Annotated in this window: 12 protein-coding genes; all 12 read right to left on the bottom strand. The window is 68.7% G+C overall.

All coding sequences use genetic code 11. From position 1 onward, the window contains the following. Positions 1-72: 72 nt before the first annotated feature. Entirely contained in the window at positions 73-1,263 is a 1,191-nt protein-coding gene (locus tag SNAS_RS15585) for a trypsin-like serine peptidase (RefSeq protein WP_013018402.1), read from the bottom strand. A gap of 145 nt (positions 1,264-1,408) precedes the next feature. Further along, entirely contained in the window at positions 1,409-2,629 is a 1,221-nt protein-coding gene (gene coaBC, locus SNAS_RS15580; protein WP_013018401.1) for a bifunctional phosphopantothenoylcysteine decarboxylase/phosphopantothenate--cysteine ligase CoaBC, read from the bottom strand. Positions 2,630-2,641: 12 nt separating this feature from the next. Continuing rightward, a complete protein-coding gene (rpoZ, locus tag SNAS_RS15575; RefSeq protein WP_013018400.1) occupies positions 2,642-2,962 on the bottom strand; it encodes a DNA-directed RNA polymerase subunit omega in 321 nt (106 codons plus the stop codon). Between the two features lie 38 nt (positions 2,963-3,000). Further along, positions 3,001-3,630, bottom strand: coding sequence for a guanylate kinase (gmk, locus tag SNAS_RS15570; protein WP_013018399.1), 630 nt, complete (start codon positions 3,628-3,630; stop codon positions 3,001-3,003). A gap of 20 nt (positions 3,631-3,650) precedes the next feature. Next, positions 3,651-3,974 (bottom strand): integration host factor, actinobacterial type, encoded by a 324-nt coding sequence (gene mihF / locus SNAS_RS15565; RefSeq protein ID WP_013018398.1) that lies wholly within the window; start codon positions 3,972-3,974, stop codon positions 3,651-3,653. Positions 3,975-4,155: 181 nt separating this feature from the next. Continuing rightward, entirely contained in the window at positions 4,156-5,067 is a 912-nt protein-coding gene (pyrF, locus tag SNAS_RS15560) for an orotidine-5'-phosphate decarboxylase (protein ID WP_013018397.1), read from the bottom strand. Next, positions 5,060-6,145 carry a quinone-dependent dihydroorotate dehydrogenase gene (locus SNAS_RS15555; RefSeq protein WP_013018396.1) on the bottom strand — a complete coding sequence of 362 codons (1,086 nt, stop codon included), beginning with the start codon at positions 6,143-6,145 and terminating at the stop codon, positions 5,060-5,062. The genes pyrF and SNAS_RS15555 overlap by 8 nt, the downstream gene beginning before the upstream one ends. A 2-nt stretch (positions 6,146-6,147) precedes the next feature. Beyond that, a complete protein-coding gene (gene carB / locus SNAS_RS15550; protein WP_013018395.1) occupies positions 6,148-9,465 on the bottom strand; it encodes a carbamoyl-phosphate synthase large subunit in 3,318 nt (1,105 codons plus the stop codon). Further along, on the bottom strand, positions 9,458-10,696 hold the full coding sequence (carA, locus tag SNAS_RS15545) for a glutamine-hydrolyzing carbamoyl-phosphate synthase small subunit (protein WP_013018394.1): 1,239 nt from the start codon (positions 10,694-10,696) through the stop codon (positions 9,458-9,460). The genes carB and carA overlap by 8 nt, the downstream gene beginning before the upstream one ends. Then, on the bottom strand, positions 10,693-11,991 hold the full coding sequence (locus SNAS_RS15540) for a dihydroorotase (RefSeq protein ID WP_013018393.1): 1,299 nt from the start codon (positions 11,989-11,991) through the stop codon (positions 10,693-10,695). The genes carA and SNAS_RS15540 overlap by 4 nt, the downstream gene beginning before the upstream one ends. Beyond that, on the bottom strand, positions 11,988-12,914 hold the full coding sequence (locus tag SNAS_RS15535; RefSeq protein WP_041626231.1) for an aspartate carbamoyltransferase catalytic subunit: 927 nt from the start codon (positions 12,912-12,914) through the stop codon (positions 11,988-11,990). Before SNAS_RS15535 ends, SNAS_RS15540 begins: the two co-directional genes overlap by 4 nt. After that, on the bottom strand, positions 12,914-13,474 hold the full coding sequence (gene pyrR / locus SNAS_RS15530; protein WP_013018391.1) for a bifunctional pyr operon transcriptional regulator/uracil phosphoribosyltransferase PyrR: 561 nt from the start codon (positions 13,472-13,474) through the stop codon (positions 12,914-12,916). Before pyrR ends, SNAS_RS15535 begins: the two co-directional genes overlap by 1 nt. Positions 13,475-13,708 lie beyond the last annotated feature (234 nt).

Below are 13,708 nucleotides of genomic sequence, written 5' to 3'. Positions count from 1 at the left end.
TGAGTGTAACGCCCATACCAGCGGCGTTTCCGGTGACGCCGCTCGTCACGGCGCCACCGGAAGAACTGATCATCAGGCGTTGTTGTCGATGTCGCCGGAGATCTCGGGGAAGATCAGCGCCATCCGGGTGCCCGCGTTGTGGCAGCCGCCCAGATGGTGGAGCGCGATGACCTTGTTGGTGTCACCGGCGATCACCGGGGAACCGGAGTTGCCGCCGGAGGTGTCGCACATGTACCCGGCGTTGGTGCTGTCCAGGTTGGGTTCCTGGATCGAGCACTCGGTGCCGTTGTCCTCTTCCTCGAAGATGGACAGTCGCTTGGGCGAGGCGTCCCCGTGGCCGGGGATGTAGATGCGCTCACCGGCGGAGGGTTCGCGTTCCTCGACGTACAGGGTCCCGAACGACGAGATGGAGTCGAAGTTCTGCACCGAGTAGAGGGTGTAGTCGAGTCCGGCGTCGGTGGACACCATGGTCTCGCCGCCGACCTTGGTCGGTTCGGCCGGGTCGTTGCCGCCGCAGGTGGCGCACTCGTAGCCGAACTGGGTTTCGGAGGATGCCACCGTGCCCTGGTCGGACATGCAGTGGTTGTTGGTCAGCAGCCGGTTGGTGTTGCCGACCCTGAACGCGGTGCAGGCGCTGCCGCCCATGAGCAGCCGGGCCACGGGTTTGGCGTTGGCGTACTCGGTGGGACGGGATTCGGCGTAGCAGGTGACGTCGCGACGGGCGTCGTTGTCGCACACGCTGCGGGTGTCGGCGTTGGCCTTGGCGTACTCCTTGGTGTCGTAGCCGCGCCAGTAGCCCTCGATGACCGCGCCCTTGGCGGTGGAGCCGGAGCTGCGGTGCAGGGTGACCTTGGCGGTGTCGCCTTCGACGGACAGGGCGGCGAAGCCGGAGTCACCGTGGCGGGTGTATCCGGCGTCGGTCTTGCGCAGTCCGTCGCCGGGTGCGCCGTGGTAGGTGTGTTTCTCGGTGCCGCCGGGGGCTGAGACGGTGAGGCTGTCGCCGGGTGCCAGGTCCAGCGACGTGAAGTTCACCTTGACGTAGGTGGCTCCGGGGTGGGACACGGTGACGGCGCCGTCGGAGTCTTTGTAGGACAGTTTTGTGGGGTCGTCGACGTGTTCGCCGACCTTCTCGACGGAGGGTTCGGGCAGGGCGGCGGGGTCGGCCTGCTGCGACTCCGCTGTGGCCGTGCCGCTCGCCACGGCCAGGGCTCCGGCCGCGGCGATGGTGGCCGCGGCGACGGCCAACAGGTGTTTGGCTCTCAAGGAAGGATCCTCTCTGAATCGACATACAGACATGGGTCGATATCTGTATGACTGGGATCCTACGTAGGCAATCCGAAAAGGTAAATACTGCTAATCGCAGTCGGACTGAAAGAATCCGGATGCCCCTTGACAAACCGGAGAAAAACTACAGTGGACGAAGCTCCGCGGCCACGGCGTCCACGACCGCACCGGCGATCGCGTCCTTGCTGGACAACGCCACCTCACGCGAGGTCCCGTCCGGCCACAACAACGTCACCGCGTTGTCGTCGCGACCGAAGGCCTTGCCACCGGACACGTCGTTGAGGACCATCAGATCGGCGTTCTTGGCGGCCAGTTTCGCCTTCGCGTGCGCCACCGCGTCGTGCGTCTCGGCCGCGAAGGTCACCAGCACCTGCCCCGGCCGCTTCGCCCGACCCAACTCGGCGGCGATGTCCACCGTGGTCTCCAGGTCCAGACTCCAGGTCGTGGTCTCGGCGTCCTTCTTGATCTTCGCGTCCGAATAGGACGCGGGCCGGAAATCGGCCGGAGCCGCGGCCATGATCACCGCGTCGGCACCCGCCGCGGCCTCCACCGTGGCCGAGCGCAACTGCGCCGCCGACTCCACCGTGATCACCTCGGCCCCCAACGGCACCGGAAGCGACACGTTCGCGGCCACGATCGTGACCTTCGCACCCCGGGCCGCCGCGGCCCGCGCCAGTGCGAAACCCTGCTTGCCGCTGGAACGATTCGCCAGATAACGCACCGGGTCGATGGCCTCGCGGGTACCGCCCGCCGTGACCAGGATGTGGCGACCGCGCAGGTTCTCCCCCACGCTCGCCCCCGCCAGCAGATGCCGCGCGAACGCGAAGATCTCCGCCGGATCCGGCAGCCGGCCCTTGCCGGTGTCGGCACCGGTCAGACGACCCGAAGCCGGTTCGGCGACGATGGCGCCACGACGCCGCAACGTCGCCACATTGTCCACCGTGGCCGGATGCTCCCACATCTCGGTGTGCATCGCCGGGGCGAACAACACCGGACACCGCGCCGTCAGCAATGTCGCGGTCAACAGATCATCGGCACGGCCAGAAACCGCCCGCGCCATCACATCGGCGGTCGCCGGAGCCACCACCACCAGCTCGGCCTTACGACCCAGCTGGACGTGCGGGACATCATGGGCGTCGTCGAAGACACCGGTGGCCACCGGCCGCCCCGACAGGGCGGCCCAGGTGGGTTCACCCACGAACCGCAACGCGGCCTCGGTGGGAATGACGGTCACGGCGTGACCGGACTCGGTGAAAAGACGCAGCAGCTCGCAGGCCTTGTAGGCGGCGATACCGCCGCTGACGCCGAGGATCACCTCGGGGCGAACCGGGGCGTCAGCACACACGGGTCATCGCTCTCAGATGATGTCGGTCTCGACCGCCGGGACACCCGAGGGGCCCTTGGGGGTGTCCTCGACGTCCGGAAGCGCCTCGGTGATCAGCAGGTCCTGGTCGATCTCGCGCAGCGCGATCGACAGCGACTTCTCCTGCGGCGTGGTCTCCACCAGCGGTCCCACGTACTCCAGCAGGCCCTCACCGAGCTGGCTGTAGTAGGCGTTGATCTGACGGGCACGCTTGGCGCCGTAGATGACCAGCTGGTACTTGGAGTGAGTCTTCTCGAGCAGGTCGTCGATCGGAGGTTTGGTGATTCCGGTCGGGTCAGCGACGGTTCCAGACACGCGAGTTCAGCTCTCCGTTGTTGTCCGTGTGGGTGGTTCTAGAAATGTGTGGCAGCTAAGGTCTTGCCCACCGGACACGCCTCGGTCGGCTGCGTCGGTGAACCGAGCAAGCCTACCAGCTCCTCGGTGGCCTGTTCGACGGAGTAATTGGTGATCGTGTAGTCGAACTCCGACTCCGCCGACAACTCCGCCTCGGCCAGGGCCAGCCGTCGCTTGATCGTCTCGGCGTCCTCGGTGCCACGGCCGGTCAGCCGCCGCACCAACTCGTCCCACGACGGTGGCGCCAGAAACACCAGCCGTGCCTGCGGCATGGCCTGCCGAATCTGACGCGCTCCCTGCAGATCGGCCTCCGTGACCGCCGGAAGACCGGCGTCCAGACGCTCCTCGATCGGCCCGCGGGGCGTGCCGTACAGGTTGTTGGCGTACTGCGCCCACTCCAGGAACATGCCGTCAGCGGCAAGCTTCTCGAAATGCGCGCGATCGTAGTAGTGGTAGTGAAACCCGGGAATCTCGTCTGGCCGCGGCGCGCGCGTGGTGGCGCTCACCGAGAACCATACCCAGGGGTATCGCTCTCGGATGAGCGCCTTCACGCTGCCTTTGCCGACGCCGGACGGACCCGAAAGAACCGTCAAGCGCGCCGCCACGGGGCGGTGGTCGTCAAAGCTCACGTGTTTTTTCTACCGGACGGCTAGTCGTCGTCGCCGGAGAACTCGGCCAGAAGAGCCTGACGCTGATGTTCGCCAAGCCCCCGCAGGCGGCGGCTGTCGGCGATCTTCAGCTTCTCCATGATCTGAACGGTGCGCTTGTCGCCGATACCCGGAAGGGCCTTCAGCACGGCCGACACCTTCATTTTTCCGGCGATGTCGTCCTTGGACGCCGCGGCGAGGACGTCGGCAAGCGACAACTCACCGGTCTTGAGCTTCTCTTTCAGCTCAGCGCGGGCCTTACGTGCTGCGGCGGCCTTCTCGAGGGCGGCAGCGCGCTGCTCTGGCGTAAGAGACGGGAGCGGCACGGGGTCTCCTAGGGTGTGGCTTGGTCTATTAAGGACTTTGCAGAGGGCCCGAGGAACCCGGCCCCTCTCGCACGCTGGGTTTTTTAACCCAGCGCGGGAAACGTAACCACACGTCCAATCGCGCCACCACGCGGGGTACTCCTAATGCGCCGTCGCGGTACCCGGCCCCTGACCCCGACACCTAGCGGCCAACGGCCTCGGCGCACGCCTCCATGGCCTGTTTCGCCGCCTGCCGCAGCCCGCCGGCCGACGGTCCGTGACGGGCGATGTCGCGGGAGTACGAGGGGATTGCCCAGGTAGCGGCCCTGCCCAGCACCCGACGCAGGTCGGCGGGCTTGCCGCCCTGGGTTCCCATGCCCGGCACCAGGATCGGGCCGTTGAGGGCGTCCAGGTCGTGCGCGGACTCGCCGGAGCGGGCGGTGTGGGTGATGCCGTGTGTCATCTGGCGACTGCGGGCCGCGTCGTCGCCGCGGCAGGCCGAAATAGTTGCGCCCACGACCACGCCCAGCGAACCCATGGGTTCGGCGTCGGCGTTGGCCGCGGCGACCTCGTCGATGACCGACTGCGCCACGGTGCGGCCGTCCTTGCGCACCGCCTTCTGTACTTGCCCGCCCTCGGCGTTGGACGTCAGCGCCAAGACGAACACGCCGCGCCGGTGCGCCGAGGCCAGGTCGAACATCGGCTGTAGCGAACCCACCCCCAGATAGGGACTGGCGGTCACGGCGTCGACGGCCAGCGGCGAGGCCGGGTCCAGGTACGCCTGGGCGTAGGCCTGCATGGTGCTGCCGATGTCGCCGCGTTTGACGTCGAGGAGGATCTGGGCTCCGGCATGCCTCGATTCCGATATAACTCGTTCAAGAAGGCCGATTCCGGCGGAGCCGAAGCGCTCGAAGAAGGCCGACTGCGGCTTGATGAACGCCACCTCCCCGGCCAGCGCGTCCACGATCGTCATGCAGAACCGCTCCGCGCCCTTGACGTCGTCGTCCAGGCCCCAGGTGCGCAACAGTTGCGAGTGCGGATCGATGCCCACGCACAGCGGGCCGCGTTTGGTCAGCGCCTTGGCGGTTCGGGCACCGAAGGTCAGGTCACCCACGTCGGGCTCCTCCTTGAGGTCGGATGGGGGGACGCGCGGGCGGGGCCTTGCGGATCGCGCGCGCGGATTTGCGTACCAGAGCCGGGCCCGAGTAGACCAGACCCGTGTACAGCTGCACAAGACTGGCACCGGCGTCGACCAACCGCACCGCGTCATCGGCCGAGGTGATGCCGCCGACGCCGATGATCGGCAGTCGTCCGGCGGTTTCCCGGTGAATGAACGACACGATGGAGCGGGTGATGTCGCGCAGGGGCGCGCCCGACAGGCCACCTGGCTGCGCGGCCCGGTCGGTGTCGGTCTTGGCGACCTTGTCGCGGCCCAGGGTGGTGTTGGCGGCGATGACACCCGAGACGCCGTGGGTCATGCACACCTCCAGCGCCTGGAAGATCGCCGGTTCCGTCAGGTCGGGGGCCAGCTTCACCAGGATCGGCTTGGGACGGGCACCGCCCGACAACCGCGCACCCTCCTCGTAAAGGGCCCTGAGGATGCGCGACAGCTGCTCCGCGTCCTGAAGGGTGCGCAGGCCCGGGGTATTGGGCGAGGAGACGTTGACGGCGAAATAGTCGCCGTAGCGGTACAGGGCGTGGAAGGACGCGACGTAGTCGTCGACCGCGTGCTCCAGCGACGTGGTGGCCGACTTGCCGAGGCTGATGCCCACCGGCACCGCCGGCCGGGGTGGCTGTCCCAGCCGGGCGGCCAGGGCCTGGGCGCCCTCGTTGTTGAAGCCCATCCGGTTGATGAGGGCCTGCGAGTCGGGCAGCCGGTACAGCCGGGGCCGGGGGTTGCCCGGCTGGCCGTACCAGGTGACGGTGCCCAGCTCCACGAAACCGAAACCCAGCGCGGGCCAGGCCGCCACCGCGACGCCGTTCTTGTCCATGCCCGCGGCCAGGCCCACCGCGTTGGGGAAGTCGATGCCGAAGACCCGGCGCGGGTCGGACACCTTGTTGACCTTCTCCAGCGCGGACAGCATCCACGGCTTGGCGCCCGTCAGCATCCCGAGGGTCTTCTCGTGGGCGACCTCGGGGTCGCCACGTCCCATCCGGTACAGGATCGGGCGGACCAGGTGTTTGTACAGCATCCCTATTCCTTGTTGAGCGCCGCGTGCAGCTCCTGCAGGGGCCGCACGGTTAGATCCCCACGCATGATGGCCTCTATCCCCATGACCGCCGCTGCCGCCCCCTGAATCGTCGTGATGCAGGGCGTGTCGACCACGACGGCGGCACTGCGGATCTCGTAGCCGTCGGTGCGCACCCCGGTGGACCCGGCCGGGGTGTTGATGACCAGCGCCAGTTCCCCGGAGCCGATCAGTTCGACGGTGTCGCGAAGCGACAGGTCCGGATCGGGGTCGGTGTGGCGCCGCACCGGAGTGAACTCGATGCCGTGGCGGCGCAGCACGTCACCGGTGCCGCGGGTGGCGTAGACGGTGAAACCCAGGTCGACCAGGCGTTTCACCGGGAACACCACGGCGCGTTTGTCGCGGTCGGCCACCGACACGAACACCTTGCCGGAGGTGGGCACCTTGCCGTAGGTGGCGGCCTGGGCCTTGGCGAAGGCGTGGCCGAAACCGGTGTCGATGCCCATGACCTCGCCGGTGGACTTCATCTCCGGGCCCAGCAGGGCGTCGATGCCGTGGCCCTCGGTGGTGCGGAACCGTTTGAACGGCAGCACCGCCTCCTTCACGGCAATCGGTGCCTCGGGTGGCGTGTTGCCGCCGTCGCCTTCCGCCGGCAACAGGCCCTCGGCGCGCAGCGCGGCGATGGACGCGCCCATCATGATGCGGGTGGCGGCCTTGGCCAGCGGTATCCCGGTCGCCTTGGACACGAACGGCACCGTGCGGCTGGCGCGCGGGTTGGCCTCCAGCACGTACAGGACGTCGTCCTTGAGGGCGTACTGGACGTTGAGCAGGCCGCGCACCCCGATGCCGTCGGCCAGTGCCTCGGTGTGGGAGCGGATCGCGGCCAGGGTGCCGGAGCCGAGCGTGATCGGCGGCAGCGCGCACGAGGAGTCTCCGGAGTGGACTCCGGCTTCCTCGATGTGTTCCATGACGCCGCCCAGGTAGACCTCGGTGCCGTCGCACAGGGCGTCGACGTCGATCTCGATGGCGTCGTCGAGGAACCGGTCGACCAGCACCGGGTGGGCGGGGCTGATGTCGGTGGCGCGGGTGATGTACGACTGCAGTTTCGCGTCGTCGTACACGATCTCCATGCCCCGGCCGCCAAGCACATAGGACGGCCGCACCAGGACGGGATAGCCGATGTCGGCGGCGATGGTCTTGGCCTCGGCGTAGGTGGAGGCGGTGCCGTGCTTGGGCGCGGGCAGCCCGGCCTTGGCCAGGATCTTGCCGAACGCACCCCGGTCCTCGGCCAGGTGGATCGAGTCGGCCGGGGTGCCCACCACCGGCAGGCCCGCCGCGGTCAGGTCGGCGGCCAGGCCCAGCGGCGTCTGACCGCCCAACTGCACCACGACACCCACGACGCCGGGACCACCGGCGGCCAGGCCGGAGGAGTGCTCGGCGTGGTGGATCTCCAGGACGTCCTCCAGCGTCAACGGCTCGAAGTACAGCCGGTCGGCGGTGTCGTAGTCGGTGGAGACGGTCTCGGGGTTGCAGTTGACCATGACGGTCTCGAAACCGGCCTCGCGCAGCGCGGTGGCCGCGTGCACGCACGAGTAGTCGAACTCGATGCCCTGCCCGATGCGGTTGGGGCCCGAGCCCAGGATCATCACCTTGGGACGGTCGCTGGGCCGCACCTCCGTCTCGTCCTCATAGGACGAGTAATGGTAGGGGGTCTCGGCGGCGAACTCGCCCGCGCAGGTGTCGACGGTCTTGTACACCGGACGCAGACCCAGCCGGTGCCGCAGGCGTCGGATGCCGTTCTCACCGGCGAACTCCGGCCGCAGCGCGGCCAGCTGCTGGTCCGACAGCCCGGCGCGTTTGGCGCGCCGCAGCAGCGACGCGTCCAGGGCCGGGGCCTCGACCAGTTCGGCGCGCAGCTCGGTCAGACCGGCCAGCTGGTCGACGAACCACGGGTCGATGCCGGAGACCTCGCAGACCTTGGCGACGCTCGAACCCTGCCGCAACGCCCGCTCGGCCGCGTACAGGCGGCCGTCGTGGCCGAACCGCAGCGACTCCAGCGTGGCCTCCAGACCGACGTTCTCCGGGTCGGGACGGGTCCACAGGCCCGCCATCTTGGTCTCGGTGGAGCGCATCGCCTTGTTGAGGGCCTCGGAGAAGGTGCGGCCGATGGCCATCGCCTCCCCCACCGACTTCATGGTGGTGGTCAACGTGGCGTCGGCGCCGGGGAACTTCTCGAACGCGAACCTCGGGATCTTGACGACCACGTAGTCCAGTGCCGGTTCGAAGGCGGCGGGCGTGGCCCGGGTGATGTCGTTGGGGATCTCGTCGAGTGTGTAGCCGATGGCCAGCCGGGCGGCGATCTTCGCGATCGGAAAACCGGTGGCCTTGGAGGCCAGCGCCGACGACCGCGACACCCGCGGGTTCATCTCGATGACGACGATGCGCCCGTTGGCGGGGTTGACGGCGAACTGGATGTTGCAGCCGCCGGTGTCGACGCCGACCTCGCGCAGCACCGCGATGCCCAGGTCACGCAACCGCTGGAACTCCACGTCGGTCAACGTCATCGACGGCGCCACGGTCACCGAGTCGCCGGTGTGCACGCCCATCGGGTCGATGTTCTCGATGGAGCACACCACGACCACGTTGTCGTTGCGGTCGCGCATCAGCTCCAGTTCGTATTCCTTCCACCCCAGGACGCTTTCCTCGATGAGGACCTCGGAGGTGGGACTCTCGGCCAGTCCCGCCGAGGCCATCCGGTTGACGTCGTCGAGGGTGTAGGCCATGCCCGAACCCAGGCCGCCCATGGTGAAGCTGGGCCGCACCACCACCGGCAGGCCGACCTCGGCGACGGTCTTGTGGACCTCGTCCATGGTGTGGCACACCGCCGAGGCGGGGACCTCTCCCCCGGCGCGGGCCACGACCTCCTTGAACAGCTGCCGGTCCTCGCCGCGCTGGATCGCGCCGACGTCGGCGCCGATGAGTTCGACACCGTAACGTTCCAGGACGCCGTTCTCGTGCAACGCGATCGCGGTGTTGAGCGCGGTCTGGCCGCCCAGGGTGGCCAGCACCGCGTCGGGGCGTTCGGCGGCGATGACCTGCTCGACGAACTGCGGCGTAATGGGTTCCACATAGGTGGCGTCGGCGAACTCGGGATCGGTCATGATGGTGGCCGGGTTGGAGTTGACGAGGCTGACGCGCAGCCCCTCCTCCTTGAGCACCCGGCACGCCTGGGTGCCGGAGTAGTCGAATTCGCAGGCCTGGCCGATGACGATCGGCCCGGAGCCGATGACCAGGACGTGGTGGATGTCGTCGCGTTTAGGCACTGGCGGGTTCCCCAATCAGTCGCACGAGCCGGTCGAACAGGTAGTCAGCGTCATGGGGGCCCGCGGCGGCCTCGGGGTGGTACTGGACCGAGAACGCGGGGGTCTCCAACAGGCGCAGCCCTTCGACGACGTTGTCGTTGAGGCAGATGTGCGTGACCTCGGCGGGGCCGAAGTCGGTGGCGAAGACGCGGTCCTCCACGCCTTCGGGCTTGCCGACCGCGCTGTGCTCATGTTCGCGGCCCGGCAAGCCGACCGCGCTGTGCTCATGTTCGCGGCCCGGCAAGCCGACCGCGCTGTGCTCATGTTCGCGGCCCGGCAAGCCGACCGCGAAGCCGTGGTTGTGGGCCGTGACCTCGACCTTGCCGGTTTCCAGGTCGGCCACCGGCTGGTTGATGCCGCGGTGCCCGTACTTGAGTTTGAAGGTCGGCAGGCCCAGCGCCCGGCCGAGGATCTGGTTGCCGAAGCAGATGCCGAAGATCGGCACCTTGCGCGACAGCAGTTCCCGCACCAGGGCGACGGGCCCGGACGCGGTGGCCGGGTCGCCGGGGCCGTTGGACAGGAACACCGCGTCGGGTTTCACCGCCAGGATGTCGTCCACCGTGGACGACGCGGGCAGGACGTGGGTCTCGATGCCGCGTTCGGCCATCCGGCGCGGCGTGTTGCGTTTGATGCCGAAGTCCAGCGCCGCGACGGTGAACTTCTTGTCGCCGTTGGCGGGCACCACGTAGGGCTGGGCGCAGGTGACCTCGTCGACGAGGTTGGCACCGTCCATGCGCGGCGCGGCCTTCACCTTGGCCAGCAGCGCCGCGACGTCGGTGTCGCGCGAGGAGATGCCGCAGCGCATGGCGCCGCGTTCCCGCAGGTGCCGGGTCAGGGCGCGGGTGTCGACCTCGCAGATGCCCACCACGCCCTGGGTGGCCAGTTCGTCCTCCAGGCCGCGTTGCGAGCGCCAGTTGGAGGCGACGCGGGCCGCCGAGCGGATGACGAATCCGGCCACCCACACGCGTGGCGATTCCTCGTCGGTCTCGTTGACGCCGGTGTTGCCGATGTGCGGGGCGGTCATGGTGACCACCTGCCGGTGGTAGGACGGATCGGTGAGGGTTTCCTGGTAGCCGGTCATGCCGGTGGCGAAGACGGCTTCGCCGAAGGTCTCCCCCACCGCGCCGAAGGCTTCGCCGTGGAAGACGCGGCCGTCTTCGAGGACGAGGATCGCGGGTGCCCGTCGGCTCATGGTGTCGCCTCCTGGAGTTTGCCGTCGAGGACGGTGGGCCGTCCGTTGAAGAAGGTCGCGATGACGCGGCCGGGCAGTTCGAGTCCCTTGTAGGGGGTGTTGCGGCTGGGGCCGGTCAGCTCGCCGGGTTCGACGGTCCAGCGCGCGGCCGGGTCGACGAGGGTGAGGTTGGCGGGCACGCCCGGCGCCGGGTCGTTGCCGTGGTCGGCCAGGCCCGCGATGCGCGCCGGGGTGCGGCTGCACCGTTCGGCGACGGCGTTCCAGTCGAGGCTTCCGGTCTCGTGCATGGTCTTGATGACGATGGGCAGTGCGGTCTCAAGTCCCAGCATGCCCGGTTTGGCCGCGGCCCACTCGCATTCCTTGTCCTCCACGGTGTGGGGCGCGTGGTCGGTGGCGACCACGTCGATGGTCCCGTCGGCCAGGCCCGCGCGCAGCGCCAGCACGTCGGCCTCGGTGCGCAGCGGCGGGTTGACCTTGTACACCGGGTCGTAGGTGGCGGCCAGTTCGTCGGTGAGCAGCAGGTGGTGCGGGCAGACCTCGGCGGTGACCCGCCAGCCCTTGGACTTGGCCCAGCGCAGGATCTCCACGCTTCCGGCCGTGGACACGTGGCACACGTGCAGCCGGGAGCCGACGTGTCCGGCCAGCAGGGCGTCGCGGGCGATGACGGCCTCCTCGGCGACCGCGGGCCATCCGGCCAGGCCCAGTCGCGCCGAGACCTCGCCCTCGTGCATCTGGGCGTCGATGGTCAGCTGCGGGTCCTGGGCGTGCTGGGCGATGACGCCGTCGAAGGCCTTGACGTATTCCAGGGCCCGGCGCATCAGCCGGGGGTCGGACACGCAGTGGCCGTCGTCGGAGAAGATGCGCACCTTGGCCGCCGAGGTGGCCATGGCGCCCAGTTCGGCCAGCCGCTGTCCGGCAAGGCCGACGGTGACGGCGCCGATGGGCTGCACCTCGACGTAACCGGCGGTGCGGCCGAGGCTGTGGACCTGTTCGACGACTCCGGCGGTGTCGGCCACCGGGTCGGTGTTGGCCATCGCGCACACCGCGGTGTAGCCGCCGCGGGCGGCGGCCCGGGAACCGGAGGCGACGGTCTCGGCGTCCTCGCGGCCGGGTTCGCGCAGGTGGGTGTGCAGGTCGACCAGGCCCGGCAGCGCCACCAGCCCGTCGGCGTCCACGATGGTCGCCTCAGTCGCGGAGCCGACGGCCCCGACCTGGCTGACGCGCCCGTCGTCGATGAGTATGTCCGCGCGAGTGCCGTCCGGCAGCGTCGCTCCCGTGATCAGCCACCGGTTCATGCCGCTCCTCCCTTGTGTCCTGACAGTAGTAGGTAAAGCACCGCCATCCGGACCAGAACGCCGTTGGCGACCTGGTCGACGATGACCGACCGGGGTGAGTCGGCCACCGAGGCGGCTATCTCCATGCCCCGGTTCATGGGGCCGGGGTGCATCACGATGGCCTCGTCGGGCAGCCGCGCCAGTCGCGCGCCGTCCAGGCCGTAGCGGCGCGAGTATTCGCGCGCCGAGGGGAAGAAGGACGCGTTCATGCGTTCGGCCTGCACCCGCAGCATCATGACCACGTCGGTGTGCGGCAGCACCGCGTCGAAGTCGTAGGCGACCTCCACCGGCCACGAACCGACGCCGACCGGCACCAGGGTGGGCGGCGCGACCAGGGTGACCTTGGCGCCGAAGGTGTTGAGCAGCGCGACGTTGGAGCGGGCGACCCGGCTGTGCAGGATGTCGCCGACCACGGCGACCCGCAGTCCTTCCAGGCGGCCCAGCCGCTGCCGGATCGTGTAGGCGTCCAGCAGGGCCTGGGTGGGGTGTTCGTGGGTGCCGTCGCCGGCGTTGACGACGCTGCCGTCAAGCCACCCGGTCAGCCGGTTGGCGGCCCCGGCGGCGCTGTGCCGCACCACGACGGCGTCGGCGCCCATGGCCTGCAGGGTCAGCGCGGTGTCCTTGAGGCTCTCGCCCTTGGAGACGCTGGATCCCTTGGCCGAGAACGTCACCACGTCGGCCGACAGCCGTTTGGCGGCGGCCTCGAAGGAGACCCGGGTGCGGGTGGAGTCCTCGAAGAACAGGTTGACCACGGTGCGGCCGCGCAGGGTGGGCAGTTTGCGGACCTCGCGGCCGCTCATGGCCGCGTCCATCTCCTTCGCGGTGTCCAGGATGAGTGTCGCCGACTCCAGATCGAGATCGGCGGCGGACAACAGATGCTCGATCACTGTTCCTCCCTGTCGACGTACACGGCGTCCTCGCCGTCCATTTCGGATACCAGCACCGACACCGAGTCGGCGATCGCGGTGGGCAGGTTCTTGCCGACGTAGTCGGCGCGGATCGGCAGCCGCCGGTGTCCCCTGTCGACCAGGACGGCCAGCTGCACCCAGGCGGGACGGCCCAGGTCGTACAGGCCGTTGAGGGCGGCACGCACGGTGCGGCCGGAGTACAGGACGTCGTCGACGAGGATGACGCGTTTGTCGTCGACGCCCGAGGCGGGGATGTCGGTGGGGCCGAGCGCCCGGGCACCGCGCATCCGCAGGTCGTCGCGGTAGAGGGTGACGTCGAGGCTGCCGTGCGGGACGTCGAGGCCCTCGAAGGTCTTGATGCGTTCGGCCAGTCGGCGCGCCAGCGGAACGCCGCGCGTGGGGATTCCCAACAGGACCGTGTTGTCGTCGCCACCGGTCTTCTCGAGGATCTGGTGGGCGATGCGATCGATGATGCGTGCGATGTCCGCACTGGACAAAAGGGGTCGTTTACCGGGATCGCGGGCACGCTGAGCCACGTCGACCTCTCCTTTCCCGCCTCACTGGACGGTCCGTTAAAGAATGGCCGTCGATCATCGTACCTCGCCGCGCCGAGCACCCCGACGCGAGATCAACTCAGAGTAAGGAAAATGCGCCCAATTTGCCCAAAAATGCCGGATATGTCGATCACTCATAGTTAAATTTGAGAGGACCCCCACTTGCATCGGGTTTTGGCATCGCCTAGAGTCACGCAGCGTAGCTGGAAATCGGTT

Source organism: Stackebrandtia nassauensis DSM 44728, assembly GCF_000024545.1.
Classification (GTDB): Bacteria; Actinomycetota; Actinomycetes; order Mycobacteriales; family Micromonosporaceae; genus Stackebrandtia; species Stackebrandtia nassauensis.
This window is presented reverse-complemented; position numbering and strand designations above follow the sequence as displayed.